This window comes from Niallia sp. FSL W8-0951, from assembly GCF_038006525.1.
Lineage (GTDB): Bacteria > Bacillota > Bacilli > Bacillales > Cytobacillaceae > Niallia > Niallia circulans.
In genome coordinates, this window is record NZ_JBBOVK010000001.1 from 2370450 (window position 1) to 2386620 (window position 16171).

16 protein-coding genes are annotated in these 16171 nt (G+C 35.3%); 3 read left to right on the forward strand and 13 right to left on the reverse strand.

Going from position 1 to position 16171, the window contains the following annotated elements:
- Positions 1-80 precede the first annotated feature (80 nt).
- From NSS71_RS11955 to NSS71_RS12015, 13 genes are all read right to left on the reverse strand, one after another.
- A complete protein-coding gene (locus NSS71_RS11955; RefSeq protein WP_061801230.1) occupies positions 81-1181 on the reverse strand; it encodes an SPOR domain-containing protein in 1101 nt (366 codons plus the stop codon).
- A 101-nt stretch (positions 1182-1282) separates the two neighbouring features.
- Positions 1283-1738 carry a type II secretion system protein gene (locus tag NSS71_RS11960; RefSeq protein ID WP_061801231.1) on the reverse strand — a complete coding sequence of 152 codons (456 nt, stop codon included), beginning with the start codon at positions 1736-1738 and terminating at the stop codon, positions 1283-1285.
- 30 nt (positions 1739-1768) lie between these two features.
- On the reverse strand, positions 1769-2533 hold the full coding sequence (locus NSS71_RS11965; RefSeq protein ID WP_095258087.1) for a pilus assembly protein PilO: 765 nt from the start codon (positions 2531-2533) through the stop codon (positions 1769-1771).
- Positions 2530-3180 (reverse strand): PilN domain-containing protein, encoded by a 651-nt coding sequence (locus NSS71_RS11970; RefSeq protein WP_047943593.1) that lies wholly within the window; start codon positions 3178-3180, stop codon positions 2530-2532. Before NSS71_RS11970 ends, NSS71_RS11965 begins: the two co-directional genes overlap by 4 nt.
- Positions 3181-3182: 2 nt before the next feature.
- The gene (gene pilM, locus NSS71_RS11975) at positions 3183-4175 is read right to left on the reverse strand and encodes a type IV pilus biogenesis protein PilM (protein WP_047943592.1); all 993 of its coding nucleotides are present in this window, start codon (positions 4173-4175) and stop codon (positions 3183-3185) included.
- A gap of 67 nt (positions 4176-4242) precedes the next feature.
- A complete protein-coding gene (locus NSS71_RS11980) occupies positions 4243-4989 on the reverse strand; it encodes a prepilin peptidase (RefSeq protein WP_341151723.1) in 747 nt (248 codons plus the stop codon).
- A 30-nt stretch (positions 4990-5019) separates the two neighbouring features.
- Positions 5020-5463: a prepilin-type N-terminal cleavage/methylation domain-containing protein gene (locus NSS71_RS11985; RefSeq protein ID WP_172865358.1), complete on the reverse strand. Its 444-nt coding sequence runs from the start codon at positions 5461-5463 to the stop codon at positions 5020-5022.
- 103 nt (positions 5464-5566) lie between these two features.
- Positions 5567-6772, reverse strand: a complete 1206-nt coding sequence (locus NSS71_RS11990; RefSeq protein ID WP_047943589.1) for a type II secretion system F family protein — start codon at positions 6770-6772, stop codon at positions 5567-5569.
- A 2-nt stretch (positions 6773-6774) separates the two neighbouring features.
- Complete coding sequence (locus NSS71_RS11995) at positions 6775-7815, reverse strand: type IV pilus twitching motility protein PilT (protein WP_341151724.1); 1041 nt, start codon at positions 7813-7815, stop codon at positions 6775-6777.
- Positions 7816-7826: 11 nt separating this feature from the next.
- Entirely contained in the window at positions 7827-9491 is a 1665-nt protein-coding gene (locus NSS71_RS12000) for a GspE/PulE family protein (RefSeq protein WP_095258082.1), read from the reverse strand.
- A gap of 27 nt (positions 9492-9518) precedes the next feature.
- The gene (locus tag NSS71_RS12005) at positions 9519-10877 is read right to left on the reverse strand and encodes a VanW family protein (RefSeq protein WP_172865360.1); all 1359 of its coding nucleotides are present in this window, start codon (positions 10875-10877) and stop codon (positions 9519-9521) included.
- Between the two features lie 19 nt (positions 10878-10896).
- On the reverse strand, positions 10897-11631 hold the full coding sequence (locus NSS71_RS12010; RefSeq protein WP_341151725.1) for a PRC-barrel domain-containing protein: 735 nt from the start codon (positions 11629-11631) through the stop codon (positions 10897-10899).
- Positions 11632-11643: 12 nt separating this feature from the next.
- Positions 11644-12885 (reverse strand): hypothetical protein, encoded by a 1242-nt coding sequence (locus NSS71_RS12015; RefSeq protein WP_144580365.1) that lies wholly within the window; start codon positions 12883-12885, stop codon positions 11644-11646.
- Positions 12886-13041: 156 nt separating this feature from the next.
- Between NSS71_RS12015 and NSS71_RS12020 the strand changes: the two genes are divergently transcribed.
- From NSS71_RS12020 to NSS71_RS12030, 3 genes are read left to right on the forward strand one after another with little or no spacing between them, the layout of a single operon-like run.
- Positions 13042-13536, forward strand: coding sequence for a type IV pilus modification PilV family protein (locus tag NSS71_RS12020; protein WP_047943583.1), 495 nt, complete (start codon positions 13042-13044; stop codon positions 13534-13536).
- Positions 13520-14101, forward strand: coding sequence for a type II secretion system protein (locus NSS71_RS12025; RefSeq protein WP_172865362.1), 582 nt, complete (start codon positions 13520-13522; stop codon positions 14099-14101). The genes NSS71_RS12020 and NSS71_RS12025 overlap by 17 nt, the downstream gene beginning before the upstream one ends.
- 14 nt (positions 14102-14115) lie before the next feature.
- Positions 14116-16164, forward strand: coding sequence for a hypothetical protein (locus tag NSS71_RS12030; protein WP_341151726.1), 2049 nt, complete (start codon positions 14116-14118; stop codon positions 16162-16164).
- The last annotated feature ends 7 nt before the right edge of the window (positions 16165-16171 follow it).

Here is a 16171-nt window from a genome sequence, read left to right on the forward strand (position 1 = left end):
GTGTGGTAGCATTCCCCCATAAACTCCTCTACAAAAAGAAAGGAGCCACCGCTTAATAGACGATGTGCTCCCCTACTCCCTTATAGTGAGACATATACAGCTAAGTAGTCTAGCAATTTCTGGTGAATTTCCGCTATTTCGTTCTCGCTGCTCTTTTCTTTTAATTTTATGGTAAGCTCACCACCTTCGGAAAGATAGGCTGCCATTTTTTTAACTTTTTCATTGGCCAACTTGGCTGTTTTTTTCTCTTCTACAAGAGAGAGTGCCTTCTCTAACTTATTTTTATCCTCCGTTGCAATAGAGTGATTAAATTGAACACTTGTTACCATTTCCAGAATGGCAGAATAGATAGCGGACGATCCTTCAATAACCTCCTTCTCTTCTTTCGATACATTTTTCACTTCATTTCCACTAAATACCATCTCTTTTGCATAAGTATCTTTTACTTGTTTCTGCCATGCTTTCGCATCCTCCAAATTACTCACAACACCAACTAGTAGAAACTGCTGCTTATCTATGGGAAGAATTTGACTCTTCTTCCCTGCATCTGTCAGCTTCTGCTGCTCGCTTTTCGCACGCTCTTCATTAGAGAAAACTCCCTTTTGAAGGACATATGTAGTAATATCCGGTTTGGTTGCACTTTCTGTTATCGACACGGCTTGTCCACCTTTAGTTGTATTGGAAGAATCATTGGCCGAAGCTGTTATTTTTCCATTTGTAGTGCTGCTTTGATCATTGTTTACCATGTTTAATAAAATAAATCCAAAGCTAGTGCCTAAGATGACAGCAAAAAAAACAGCAAAGAAAATAGAGGCAATTACTTCCTTTGGCAACCGCTTTTTCTTTCCCTCTTTCTCCTTTTTGCCTTTTGTTAATGGCTGCTTGTCCTTTTTATTTACAGACGATTGAAAGCTAAACATACTTTTTTCTTTATTTTTTGCTGGAATTTCCTCTGGTGCGGGCAAAATCCAATCAAAACTTTCCTCAAATTCAGCTTCTTGTCCAGCCGCAGACTCTTCTCTAAAAATATCCTGTTTTTTCCCTTCGCTCTTTTGGTCCTTATAAAAAACAGAAGGTTCACTCCGCTCTACTGTGTCCTCATTGTCCTTATTTTGGAATGGACGGTCTTTTCCGTTGATCTTAATCGTTATCGTTTTGCGATTCTCCGGTTTTTCATTCACTCGTCCTACCCCCATTTCCATTTATTTCGTTTATCCTATCATACAAGCAAAAAAAAATAACAAGACTTTTGTCGTCTTGTTATAGAATGATTTCGTCAAATTCAGTTGTTGTTAGACACAATCTGACTTGGAGAAAGATCCTTATATTGTATTGCTTGGTCTACTCCCTCTTCTTCTGTACAAAGCTTTCGATGTTCCCCTTTTAAACAAACAGCAATCGCTATGTTATTTTGAAGGGTTACATAGCTTTTATCTGATGGAACTAACTCTCGGTCTGTATCTGGATCATTAAACGTTCCCATATACCCATTTTCAACAAGTTCAAAGTAAGTGATTCTTTCCTTTGCACCTGCTCCACTAGTTGTCGCTTCTTTAATATAAAAATCAGCAGCTTCCTTCATATTCCATGCGTTTGCGATAAAAGCTCGATCGCGCATTTCTCCTATTACTTTTAAGACTGAGGGAATCGCTATTGCGGCTATTATTCCGAGTACGACAATTACAGCAAGCAATTCCATTAAGGTAAATCCCTTATTATTTAGTCTAGTTATTAGCATCGCTAGACCCACCTTCTTTTTTCACTTCCTCTATTGATCTTTACTATTTTCTAATGTTCCAGTATCAAAAGGGTTCTTTCGTTCAGATACCTTTGGTGTATCCAATTGTGGAAGATCCTCTATTAAATCATTTAATGTAGGATAATAATATACAGACACCGTTAGTTCAAAATCTATTTGTTGATCACTTTCTTCAACGGCGATGATTTCTTTTGGTCCAGTAATATTTAAAGAATCAACGGTCATAATACGCTGAGAGGATTCTATTTTTTCTAAAAATTTTTCTAGTTCAAAATAAGTAGATGCTTCTCCTAGCATATTGATTGTTGTTTGATGGATTCCATTTGGGAGGACGATTTCTTCTGTATTTTTCTTTTCATCTGCTTCCCTATTTTCTTCCTTATTTGCATCATCGATTGCATTATCTGCTGTAGTAACTTCTCCATTTGCAACCTCTTCATCAGCGTTGGATCCATTCACACTTATTTCTAATATATTCGTATCAGAAATAATTTCTGCTTTTTCTATTTCAAGGAGTGCCTGTTCCAATAACCGTTTAACCGGTATCTTTTTCTGCAACTCGATAGTATTCGAACTTGTTTCTGAACCAGTCGACTTTAGTTTGGATTGCAAAATATCCGCTTGCTGCTCGGTCATTTGCAGCTCCATTTTTTTCATGTTCAGCTCATTGGTTAAAGGCATTAAATAGCAATAATAACTATATATCGCTCCTAAGGCTAGGAGAATAATGCTAAATGCAAACCATACCATTTGCTTATGATCGCTTAATCTCATGGGGAATCCTCCCCTTTTTCATTTTCGTCTTTTTGCTTTTCGGTTTCATCTCGCAGCTTTGCTTTATTTAGGACAAATTCGTAACTTGCAAAATAGCGAGGTTCCACTTCTGATTGCTTTAAATTATCAATCACTTGATCTACTTGATCGCTAATTTTATTTTCAAGTGCATCGGTTGATTTTCCTTCCGTTAAAAGCGCATCGTCTATCCAGCTAATTTCAAGCAAAGAATTTAAATAATAGGCTGCATCACTTTTAGTATCAAACTGGACAATCATGTTTGTCTTATAATCATCAGATACCTTTAATTCCTGAATAAAGCCTCTTTCCGGCAAATTCTTTGTTAATTCCTGCAGAAATAGAACATAATCCACTGATTGATTATTCGCCCACTTGATTGCTGATTCAAGGCTTTGGACAGACTCTGAACTTTTGTAGCTCTCTAACCTCTGATTGTATGTATCAATCAGATTGGTTGTCATTTTTAACGAATTTTCTGTTGCCGCTAATTCAGCTTTTTTAGTCATATACTGCCAGATAAATAAGCCTATTAATAAAAAAGTAATCAAGAAAGCTAGGATCACCCAAAGCAATTGCGACTTTCTCTTTCGTTCTTTTTTAGGAAGGAGGTTAATTTCTACTAACATTTTTACACCTCTTTTAATCCTAAACCAATGTTTAAAAGGAAACTTGATGGTATAGGCTTATTAGAATCTGATTGGTTCACTTTTAATTCAAGAACAGGAATCTCAAAACGATTCACCATATTTTCAATAATGGCAGAAAGCCATGGATGATCTCCTGTTACTACTAATTTTGTTACTAGTTTGTCGCCCTTATTTAAAGTATATCGATAGAAGCTCATCACTTTTTCTAATTCTTTATAAACATCCTCAAGACCATTCCAAACTTCAGCATGATCACCTGTAAATGTCAGCTTTTCTTGCTGTGATGACTTCTCTGTCGTAACGGTCCAGTGGTCTTCCTCCATTTCTTGTAATAAATGTCTCATCAATAAAGGATAATGTTCTTCAAAAATACTTGCGTTCACTGTTTTAATATCAATTTCAACTAACATGATAATATCATTGTCTTCGACTTTTTCAGAGCGATAGAAATAGCGATACAGAGCTAATGCGGATACATCTGCAGATTGCGGCGATAATTTCGCCTCTTCTAGTAAATCTGCATATTGGGCAACACTTTCTTCTGGTGAAGCAAATAATATAATTTGCTGCTTATTCTTTTCTTTTCCTTTCAATAGATAATAATCAAATACAGGATCCTCGAATGGCAAATGAATCGATGTTCCGAGTTCCATATACAAGTACCCTTTAATTTCATCTTCGCTTACATCTTCAGGAATAGGGAGCTTTCGAATGACAACAGAGGAGTCAGGAACTAGAAAACGAACTTGTTTTTTTGATAGTTTCCATTCATCCACACATTCTTCTAGAATCCATAAAAAATTCTCGACATCCTGAATCACTCCATCATGAATTAATCCAGGCGGCAAATAGCGTTCTCCAAAATTTTGCACTACAACATCTTGGGAATTCTTTATTTCCACAAATCGAATTACATGATCCTTTATGGTTAAGTTAACTACTTTATTTTTTCCAAAATTAAAATTTAATGCCATATTGAAAACTCCTTATTGTTACTAGATGGAGGAAGAAAGATTGCTCCCCAAAAAAGGCATCAGCCATTTAAAGAAAAATACTTAAATACCATTGAATAATTTGATTACCAAAATAATAGGTTATGAGAGTTCCTAAGGCTATGTACGGACCGAAAGGAATTGGTTGTTTCTTTTTTGATTTACCAATAGCCATTCCGACAATGCCTCCAATTGTCCCCAGAAAGGTAGAAAGAAAAAAGGAGACAAGAACTAGCTTAGCCCCTAAAACCAAGCCATTTACTGCAAAAAGCTTAATATCTCCTCCCCCCATTCCTCCTTTTGATACAATCGCAATAACTAGAAGAAGCGTAAAACCAACCGCTGCCCCCAGCAAGGAACTCCACCATGGATGCAAAGGGAGAAAGAATCGTTCGATTATAAAAACAATCGAAAAAAACAGCAGTACTTTATCTGGGATAATCATATATTTCAAATCAGAAACAGTAATAATGATAAATAAAGAAATCAGTGTCCAGGATACAAACAGCTCAGAACTCCAGCCAAGCAGAAGCGGACTAACGACAAAGAGAAGACCAGTCAAAAGCTCGAATATAGGATAGAAGGGGGAAATCGATGCTTTACAGCATTTTGATTTCCCCCTTAATAATACATAGCTTAAAACTGGTACAAGTTCCATCACTGATAACATGCGCCCGCAGCTTGAACAATGAGATCTCGGCCTAACAATCGATTCATTTAATGGCACCCTTAAGCCTACTACATTGTAGAACGAGCCTAGGGTTATGCCGTATAGGAAGATTAGTAGGTAGATCACGATTTAAACTCCTATCTTTAAGAAACTAAATTAACTACCTTTCGTGCTAGGTATTGATGTTTCGCCTTTTTTTGATTTATTAATTTGATCGATTGTTGCATTATTGAACGTAATATCTATTTTCCCTGCACTAACTCCCGAAGCATTCAAACCAAAAGTTGTGCCTCCTTCTCCTACAGTAACAGTATACTTACCAAATTCTTTTAAATTTACACCACTAACATAACTTGAGAGCTCCTCATCATTAATAGTACCGCCTTTTGCCATATCATTACCCGCAACATAGTTTTTAGCTGCATTAAGGATTGTAATCGCATCAGCCTTAACTGCATCTTCTTTTGATTTTTGAATAATTCCTGAAATACTAGGAATTGCAATCGCAGCAATAATCCCCAAAATAACAATAACTGCTAATAACTCGATAAGTGTTAACCCTTTTTCATTTTTGATTCGTTGCTTAATTAATTGACGCATATATCTTTCTCCTTAAAATTGGTATATTTTGTTTTAAATCCATTACTATTATACTAGATTATGTGTTTTTATTATATCTTTTTTTAATAGAATCAGCTAAAAATTATTGGACATGGTTAAAAATCTCAAACATTGGTATTAGGATAGATGACACGATTGTCCCAACAATGCTTGCAAGAAAAACAATCATAATAGGTTCAATCAAGGACTTTAGTCGATCAGTTGCTGTATCGACTTCTTTTTCATAGAAGTCAGCTACCTTTGCAAGCATTTCATCTAATGAACCTGTTTCTTCCCCTATTGCTATCATCTGCGTCACAAGTGGTGGAAACACCCAATGGGCTTTCATTGGCACAGTTAATGACTGACCTTGTTCAAGCGCACCTCTTGATTGAACAAGGACTTTGGCCATTACTTCATTTTCAATAACTCTTTCGACTATCGAAATAGCCTGTAAAATGGGAACAGAGCTTGAAAATAGTGAACTAAGTGTGCGTGTCATTCTCGCAATCGCTGCTTTCTGCAGAATTTTTCCGAAAATCGGCACTCTTAATAGAAAATAATCGAGATAAAACTTCGCTGCTTTATTATTTCGTATAACCATGATAGCAATAATAAATGCGATCAACAGCAAAGATACAAGCCACCAAAATTTTTGCATAAAGCTGCTTGCCGATAGAACAAATTGTGTAATGGCGGGTAACTCACTATCAAAATCAGCAAACATATCCACAAACGTTGGTACAACACTCACCAATAAAAATATAACAACTATAAAAGCAATAATCGCAATCGCTATAGGATAAGTTAGGGCTGAAATAATTTTTTGCTTTGTGTAATGCTGTTTTTCAAAATGATTAGCTAATCTTTCTAAAGTCTCATCCATACTCCCTGTAGCTTCTCCAGCACGAATCATATTTACAAACATACTGGAGAAAACCTTTCTATGCTTCGCTGCTGCTGAAGATAAAGGATTCCCATCCTTTAAATCTTGTTCTACCACTAGTAAAGCCTTACGCAATGCCTTACTTTCTGTTTGCTCAGCAAGTATCGCAGTTGCATCCACTACTGATATCCCTGCTTTTATCAGGGTAGCGAACTGGCGTAAATAAATGACAAAGTCTTGTAGCTTTACAGGACTGCCAAATGTGATTTCCTTTGTTAAAAGAGTTTCAGGAACTTCATTTATTTCTGTTATCTTAATCCCTTTCTCTTTTAACTGCACCATCGCTTCTCTTTTGGATGAAGCTGTTACTATTCCTTTTTTTGTTCCTTTTCGGTCTCTTCCCGTATATTTATAGCGAGCCATATTTATTGCTCCTTTTCTTGTAGATAAGGAAGTGCAGCCTCTCTTAAAACAGCACCAGCATGAACTAATTCTTTTACATTGCTTTCCAATGTATGCATTCCAGCTGCTTTGGAGGTTTGCATAATATTTAAAATCTGATGGATTTTTTCATTACGAATCAAATTGGCTACAGCTGAATTGTTAACAAGAATCTCTGTTGCTGAAACCCTTCCCGATTTATCTGGGGTTGGGAATAGTCGTTGGGCTACAATGCCTACTAAAACAGAAGCCAGCTGGATTCGAATTTGATCCTGCTGTGCGGGCGGAAAAACGTCAATAATTCGGTTAATGGTTGCTGGAGCGCTTGATGTATGCAGTGTTCCTAGTACTAAATGACCTGTTTCCGCTGCTGTAATGGCTGTTTGAATTGTTTCTAAATCACGCATTTCCCCAACAAGAATCACATCCGGATCTTGGCGCAAAGATGCTCGCAAGCCATTAGCAAAATTATTGGTATCAAATCCAACCTCCCGCTGATCAATAATACACTTTCCATGCTTATGCAAATACTCAATCGGATCCTCCAATGTGATAATATGCTTGCGCATAGTTTCGTTCATATAGGCAATCATCGCCGCTAAGGTCGTTGACTTGCCACTGCCTGTTGGTCCTGTAATTAAAATAAGACCCTGAGGCCTTTCAGCAATTTTCTTTATAATAGCAGGAAGCTTTAAATCATCTAGACTAGGGATCGATGTTGGTACAACTCGAATAGCTAATGCAATGCATGCTCTTTGCTTATATACATTAACCCTAAATCTGGATACTCCTTTTAAACTGTATGAGAAATCAAGTTCACCACGAGCTTGGAATACTTCCCATAACTTCTCAGGAATCATTGTTCTTGCCATTATCTCAGTATCATTTGGTTCTAAATTATTTTTCCCATACCGCTTTAAATCTCCATTTATTCTCATAACAGGAGGAACACCAACTGTAAGATGAATATCAGAAGCTTTTAATTCAAAGCCTACTCTCAATAAGTAATCAATACTATGGTTCAATAATGTCCCTCCTAATCAGGGATAGCTACTCTTAATACTTCTTCTGTAGTCGTAATTCCTTGCTTCACCTTTAATAATCCATCATCAATTAGGAAGATAGTTTTTGCTTTCATTGCAAGATCTCGTAATCTAGAAAAAGATTCACCATTCATAATGACTTTTCTCATTTCATCATTGATAACTAGCACTTCATGAATAGCTACCCTTCCTTTATAACCCGTCATATTACAGGAAGCACACCCTTTTCCTCTAACAACTTTATCGATTGTTAGCCCCCGTTTTGCGAAGATTTCTTTTTCTCTTACTGTTGCAGCATGAACTTGTCCACAGTCTCTACAAACTTTACGAACAAGACGCTGCGCCACAATTCCTGTTACAGATGAAGCCACTAAAAATGGTTCTACGCCCATGTCTAACAATCTTGTAACAGAGCCTAGTGAATCATTTGTATGCAAGGTGCTAAAAACAAGGTGACCAGTTAAAGAAGCACGCACGGCTATCTCTGCTGTTTCTTTATCTCGTATCTCACCAACCATAATTACATTAGGATCCTGACGCAATATTGCTCGTAATCCTTTTGCAAATGTCATCCCTACATTCGTATTTACCTGAATTTGGTTAATTCCTTCTAATTGATACTCTACCGGATCCTCTACTGTAATAATATTGACTTCTTCACTGTTTAAACGGTTTAGTGCTGCATAGAGTGTGGAGGATTTACCAGATCCTGTAGGACCTGTAATAAGTATGATCCCGGTTGGTTTCTCAATAAGATTTGTAAATCTAGCCAAATTTACTTTATTAAAACCAAGTTTATCTAAATCATTTAGTGTACTTCCAAGATCCAAAATCCGCATAACTATCTTTTCTCCATAAATAGTCGGAAGTGTAGAAACACGGAGATCAATGGGATGAAAGTCCAAATTAAACTTCATTCTTCCATCCTGCGGGATGCGGTGCTCTGTAATATCCAAGTTTGCCATAATTTTCAACCGTGCTATCAATACACTCTGCATATGTTTTGGCAAAACTCTTTCTATACGCAATACGCCATCAATCCGATAACGGATTACCACTTTTGTTTCTTGAGGGTCCACATGAATATCGCTTGCCTTTAGGGCAGCAGCATTCGATAATATCTGATTTACTAAGCGGACAATCGGCGTATCTTGTTGTTCATCCATACTATCGCTCACATCTTCGCCAACTGCTCCATTATCAGACAGCAACTCTTCAAACCCTTCATCCATATCATAATATTTATTGATCGCACGCAAAATATCATCTTTTGTCGCAATAGCTGTCTCAATTTGAAAACCAGTAGATAAGCGCAAATCATCTATTGTATAAAAATCCATTGGATCAGCCATTGCCACATATAACTTTTCTCCTTCTTTTTTTAGCGGAATAATTAATTGTCTTTTCGCTGTTTCTTTTGAAACGATCGTAAATAACTTTGGGTCAAAAGGGTAGCGATACAAACTAACATGTGGAATACCTAATTGAAATTCTAATACCTCGATCAATTGTTGTTCTGTAATATAACCCTTTTGAAGCAGACTATCTCCAAGCCTTTGATCTGGATGCTTGTCTTTAAGTGCTTGCTGCAATTGATCTTCTGTCAACAAGCCAGCCTCCACCAACAAATCTCCTAACCGCTTTCTTATTTGTTTCATTGCTTTAGCTCCCGATTTCTATACTTATTATTTTTCTATTACTGCTTGTGGAGTCTCTTCCTTGTCCTCATCTTCTTTTACATGCTGATTATCCGATTCTGTCTGTGGAGGATTATCTGTCGTTGGATTATCGGTATCCGTCTCTTCCTCCTTGATGTTTTCTTCAGAATCAGAAGGATCATTTAAATCGAGTGAATCTTCGACATTATCTGTATCAATCACTGTTTCCTGTTCTTTTATTAATCCAGAAGCAACTACTTTATTGATTGGAGGATAAAAGTCTTCGCTCATTAAATCTTTTTTCACTTCTACTCCATCGTCATTTTTGGCTAAACGATAGACTTTAATTAAAAGCCCATCTGTTCCTTCTGAAACGGTCCTATATTCATTAAACCCTAATAAAGAATCAAATCGGATAACCGTTTTAGGCTTAAATGCTTGCTGATCGGAGAGAACGACATCATATTTAAATAAAAACGGAACTCCCACTATCGACGCATATAATTTATTGCCAGACATTTTGAATTGAAGCTGATAAGCAGCAGCATTAGGATTATAAAACCGGTAATCCATTTTTTTAGATTGATTGATTTTCGCTTCATAGCCTAATTGGGCATAGTTGGGCAATTGATTACTTATAAACCGCTCTGTAATAGTAAAGTTAGTTGTTAAAACTAGTTGATGAAGAGCTGTCGCAACCATACTTAATGTAGTATCCGAATAAGAATCTGTCTGTTTTCCCATTATATCTAGCAACGAGACCGTTTCTTCTTGACCCACTTTAATACTCGGAAATTGCTTTACCCATTTAGCGACATTTTTCTTATTTTCCTTAACTTCTAATGTAGTATCTGTTAAGATTACTTCTTCTTCCTTTTGGCTGACTAGATATTCTTGAAGCGCAAGTTCGTGATTTCCTTTGTCTAACTGGGAAGCTATCGCTATTAAAGAATCATTCCATTTATTCACAGAAAAAACATCTTCTTCTATGAGATAGGGAGATATCGAATAAAGTAATCCGATTAAATCATCTTGATTTAACGATACAATCAATGAATTGTCTGTGCCCTGATGTATCTTTTCTAAACTTTCTTGGAATTGGAATGTAAATAAATCAGTAGCAAAATCTACTGTTTTTTCTTTATATTTTAATTTTATGGAGGTTGATTGAAGCCATTCTTTTTGAGAATCCTTCAATACTTTTAAAGCTTCTTCTAGTGACATTCCAGAAATATCTACTCCACCTACAGTTGTTCCCTCCGCATAACCTTCCTTGGTCGAAAAAATCCTTTCATATGCATTTACACCAAAATGCGAAAAACTAAAAATAAATGCAGTTGTAACTACCATAGCTACAAATAGCTTTACACTTTGAACGTTTTTCATGAAGTAATGACTCCTTTTGTTATGCATTAACACTCATGGATAGATCAATTACTACACTTGGCCCCGCATTTTGCGCTTTCTCAATATCCTCTAGTGTTAATATAGAACCCTCCGCAGCAATCAATTCACCATCTGCTGCATAAATATCTTTTGTTACTTGTTTATTGAGCAATAATTCTCTTTGTTTTTCTTTTAACCCATTAAGACTAGCTTCATCTTCTCGCTCCACTACTTCCAACCCTTGGAATAAGTGGTCATTTGAAGATACAGCTTCTTCTTGAACAGAATAAGGTGCAGCTACTTCTTCTTTCACAATAATAATATCTTTACCATAGGTGATAACAATATCGGATGAAATGACTGATTCTCGATCCTCCAAAACAAGTCCAATGATTTCACCTGTCTCTTCGTCAATTTGATACTCTGTCACTTTACCTACAAGATCTCCTTTTCTAGTAATAACATTTGTATCAATAATCGCGATTTTTTTGCTTGCCAGCTCACTAGCAATAGGAATCTGTGTTAAATCAATGATAGAGTTTGCACTTTCGATTGTTACAGCATATTCCCCTACACCGATCACCTTTTTAAAAGGGATTGCTTGAATACTCTCTTGCCATTCTTCTTGCTCTAGTGTTAAAAAATCCACAAAACCTTTTTCTGGATTAATGATTAAAGACTGTACATTTCCTTCTTGTTGTCCGTTAGAGATGCTGATAATCGGTAAACCTTTTAACTGTGTGCTAATTTTCATAATCTATCTCCCCTATACTTTCAGATACTTTTCTTCCATAAATTTAATTTGTTCTAATACAATCGGTTGTTCCATAAATTTTTCTCTAAGCGAATATAATAAATTTTCTAATTTACCCTCTTCCTTATTTTGAACATATACATCAATTAACAAAGCAGAATAAGCAAAATATTCATTTAAAGGAATAGGCTTCTTCAAACACTGAGTTAATACAGTCTCGAATTCTTCCATATCCATGGCATTCTGCAACAGTTCTAATTGTGCTAAAGTATTGTTGATAATCTTATGAGCTAAGCCACTTACCACATTTTCGTGTTTATCACCATCTAATCCAATTTGATTTTCTTGGCTTTGTTCCAGTGAAAGTTCTGCTTGTTCATCCATCATTTCAACAGCAGAATCCTCCTGCACTTCCTCTATATGTTCACTTATAGCAGTCATTTCTTCTGATAGGATTGTTTTCTCCTCTTCCGTTATGGCATTATCCGCTAGATCATTCCAGAGCTGTTCCTGTTCCATCTTTTCCACTGACACTGCAACTTCAGCATCCTCACCAATAGAAAAAAAGATTTCCTCTATTTGATCTTCTTCGTCAATTCCCTCGCTTGTTTTAATAGCAGTGGAAGGATCGTTTTCTTCCAGCATTTTTTCAATTTCAGCTAGATAGTTCGTCTCTACTGGTTCTTTATCTATTTCTTTATCTATTTCTTTATCTATTTCTTTATCTATTTCTCTATCGATAACTTCTTCCTCTATGGAAAGTAAAAATTCTTCTTCCTGTTTAACAACTTCTAAATGTTTCATCACATCAAGATTCATGCCTATGCTTTCGACTGTTTCCTCTTGAATGATAGCTGCTTCATTTGTTAAAATGTCTTCTTGATTTACCTCTGGAACAAAGGGAATAATATCCTCTTCTAGTTCTACGTCATTCTGAGTAGTTTTTAAATCCTTTGTTTCTCGTGGTTCTTGTCTTTTCTCTATAACAGAATCTTCTACGTCTTCTGGCATGACAAAAAGTATTGTTGACCAATTTTTCAACAAAAGATAGCTTGCACTAATAAGGAATAATAGCATAATTAAAATACTTTGCCAGAAAGAAAATAGCTCCCTTGAAAGTAATCCGATCGCAGAAATACAAAACGCTAATCCAATAATAGTAAATTTCCCTCGATTCGAAAGTCCTAATGGCAAGAAATACAAAACAGGCACAACAAAAATTAAGGACATAAGCGCCAAAATGTATACAGTCATTCATACACCTCCTCTTTTCGAACCATTTATCTAATCATACGACATTTTTTGTAAATTATCTAAAACTTTTGTATTATTTTTTTGATACTTTTCATCATATAATAGCTATTTAGTATTGTATAATAAGAATAGCATTTTTGAAAGCAGGGAAAAAATATGAAAATTTCAAAGCTGATATCTAGTTCTAAAGGATTAACATTAATAGAAGTTTTATTGTCTCTTACTATCCTTAGTATAATCATTTTAGGTATAATGAACTTTTTTACTCAAGCTTATTCTTATACGAATCTTAATCAGAAAAAAACTGCTGGTATAAATGTTGCTAGAAATGCTTTGACATACATGGAACAAACTACCCAAGAAGACTCCTTTATCAGCATAAAAAATAGAATAGATCATAATAAGGAGACAACAGGTGAATTATTCATCTGCAATAATGAGTATAAAGTAATCTGGGACAAAGATAATCAAGCATCCTGTACACCTATTAAAATTAATAATATTGATTATCATGTAATTATTAAGCCTATTTTAGATAAAAATTACAGCAATTTTTTCATTCCTTTAACAGTAACTGTTACATGGAGTGTAAACAAAAAAGAGTATAATACTTCCATGGAGGGAGCCATCAAAAGTGAGGATCTTCGATGAAAAAGGAATAACACTATATGAACTATTGGCAGCCATCACCATTCTTGCAATCGTATTGCCAGTCATCTATGGAGTCTTTCAGTCTGGTTTATCCTTATACAATAAAATTCAGATAGAAGGACAAATCCGAGATGATGCTGATTATGCCGTTTCTATGATGATGAACTCCTTTAATAGCATCCCTTTTGACTATGTAACGATAGAAGGAGATTCAAAAATCAGCTTATATGATACAGAAAAGACTGTATTTGAGAAGAATACTAAAGAGAATTCTTCTTTTTATACTTATGATAAAGAAAAAATAAAACCAGAGAATGCAAAAGTAAGTAGTATTGCATTTGTTGACCACCAGCTTAAAAAGGAAACGATTACTTCTGTTTCGATCAATAATCAAATTCTAGAGGGAAGCGGGGATTTTACCGGTTCTAAAGTAAGGCTTTCCTGTAGTAAAACAGACCCAGAAAATAAAAATCGTTGCCTTCATGGGTTAATCCATATCACTTTTATCATCGATCAAGCACGATTAAATCGACCTTTAACTTTAGAAAGTCAATTTGGCTTTTAAGGAGAATACCATTTATGTTCAATTGGAATCAAAAAGGGAACGCCCTAATTACCGTATTATTAATTTCATTAGTTTTTACAACAATAGGTCTGGCAATTGTAGCATCTAGTATAAGCAGTACAAAAAGGGTAGAAACGAGAGAAACGGACATCAATATTACGTATGAGAGCAAAAAAGTACTCGAAGAAATAACCTATGAAATGGCTAATGCCTTACAATCTTTACCTTTAGATTATCGGCAGATCGATAACCAATATATCGTAAGTGATTCTTTTGATACACAGCTTGCATCCATGGTTATTATGCCAACGTTAAATAAAATTTTAACAAATCAAACGTATAATGAATCGATTAGTTGTCTAAGTGTAGTGGATTTAAGCGATGCTACTAAAGTAGAGATTCCTTCTAATAAAGCGTGTTCTAAAAAAACCTACGATTTGGATAGTACTTATACGATCGATCGAGAATTAGATTTCACCAGAGTGCTAGAAATTATTCTTGTAACCAATAATCCTAACGAAACAGAAGGAAGTATTACAAGAACCTTAAAGAAGCGAGTAATTTTATCTCCCCTTCCTAGCTTTTTAAAGTATGCGCTAGGAGCTTACTCTAAACAGAATGAAGAAGGACTATTTATTAATGGATCACCTAATGTAAATGGCAATATTTATGCAAATCAGCTTCAAATTAGTGATCGGGCGAAATACCAGCTAAAAAATGGTACTAGAGAAGAAAAATCATCTCTTCCCCCTTCTATTACCGGTAATATTTATAGTAGTTCTGCAAACTTAATACCGGTGCTGAAAGATAAGAATTTCTATAAAGGAGAAGTACCTTCTTTAAATCATGATAGTCAATTTATTAATATTGATTATAATCGTACTTTTATCCAACGAATGGATACTTTGTTAAGAACAGATGATAATTTGAACAATATAACAATTAGAGATATAAGCGAAACAGCTAATTTTCCAAGTCTTCTTCAGAACATAGTAGCTAGTATCGTAAACGGTCAATCAAACAGTGCTCCCTTGATTGAAAATGTCCCAGAGCAAGAAGCACCTTCTTCTGTATTAGGAGATTCTCTCAAACGTCTCTCCAATAGTTTTCAGATTAAGAGTGACAATAATCCATTAGATTTCAAGGAAAAAGTAAGCATCAACGGAGATACTGTTATTAACAGCAGCAATTATCCTATTACATTCGATAAGGACTTAGTTGTTAACGGTGATTTATATTTAGTAAGCAACAGCCAATTAAAGTTAGCAAATAATATTTATGTATCTGGTGATTTACATCTAATCAATTTTGATGGTGAAATGAATTTACAAGGAAATCTCTTTGTTGCAGGTGATTTAAATATCGAGTCTGCGGCTAACAATAAAAGTAATCCTCATAACGGTGTCAGCATCAACGGAGATATTCTTACAGGGAAGTCTATCCATATCCGTCCTTTAAATACAACCATTTCTTTAAATAGCAATATGATCAGTCTAGATTCATTTACTATAAACGGAGATGAAAAAGGAGAAGAGTCTGGAGAAAATGATATAGTCAAAATTAACTCTGTTGTTTACACATTAAATGAGACCTTTGTTTCCAATATTAATATTCTTGGCTTGCCATATATTGATAAAAGAACGAATGCCCAAAAAGTGGGACAGCTCATTTTATTAGCTAAGGAAAAACTTACGATTACAAGAATGAATGAGTTTAATCATTTCCATCCAATGAAAGAAACTGGTTTTCCTTATCTTCCAGATGAGGAGACAATCATCCAACCTTTAAAAGCTTTCTTTTACACAGAAAAAAAAGCTGAATTATATGGTGTTGGTTCCCTGTTCTATATTAAGGGTGGCGTTTTTGCAAAAGATTCTCTCGAAATAAATGCAATTCGCGCCAACAGAGAGTTCTCTTCCATTTCTGATATCCCAAATTCAAGGGAAGGAATGCTTTCACGATTTATCGTTGATTATGACCAAGATGTTTTATTAAGAGGAATAGATGCACTTCCTATAGTAGATCGACTACAAATTATACCAGATGATTTTGTGATTGAATAATTTGTAG

Coding starts and splice junctions, on each gene's coding strand:
- NSS71_RS11960 (WP_061801231.1), bottom strand. CDS start 1,738: ATGCTAATAACTAGACTAAATAATAAGGGATTTACCTTAATGGAATTG.
- NSS71_RS11965 (WP_095258087.1), bottom strand. CDS start 2,533: ATGAGATTAAGCGATCATAAGCAAATGGTATGGTTTGCATTTAGCATT.
- NSS71_RS11970 (WP_047943593.1), bottom strand. CDS start 3,180: ATGTTAGTAGAAATTAACCTCCTTCCTAAAAAAGAACGAAAGAGAAAG.
- pilM (WP_047943592.1), bottom strand. CDS start 4,175: ATGGCATTAAATTTTAATTTTGGAAAAAATAAAGTAGTTAACTTAACC.
- NSS71_RS11985 (WP_172865358.1), bottom strand. CDS start 5,463: ATGCGTCAATTAATTAAGCAACGAATCAAAAATGAAAAAGGGTTAACA.
- NSS71_RS11990 (WP_047943589.1), bottom strand. CDS start 6,772: ATGGCTCGCTATAAATATACGGGAAGAGACCGAAAAGGAACAAAAAAA.
- NSS71_RS12000 (WP_095258082.1), bottom strand. CDS start 9,491: ATGAAACAAATAAGAAAGCGGTTAGGAGATTTGTTGGTGGAGGCTGGC.
- NSS71_RS12005 (WP_172865360.1), bottom strand. CDS start 10,877: ATGAAAAACGTTCAAAGTGTAAAGCTATTTGTAGCTATGGTAGTTACA.
- NSS71_RS12010 (WP_341151725.1), bottom strand. CDS start 11,631: ATGAAAATTAGCACACAGTTAAAAGGTTTACCGATTATCAGCATCTCT.
- NSS71_RS12015 (WP_144580365.1), bottom strand. CDS start 12,885: ATGACTGTATACATTTTGGCGCTTATGTCCTTAATTTTTGTTGTGCCT.
- NSS71_RS12020 (WP_047943583.1), top strand. CDS start 13,042: ATGAAAATTTCAAAGCTGATATCTAGTTCTAAAGGATTAACATTAATA.
- NSS71_RS12030 (WP_341151726.1), top strand. CDS start 14,116: ATGTTCAATTGGAATCAAAAAGGGAACGCCCTAATTACCGTATTATTA.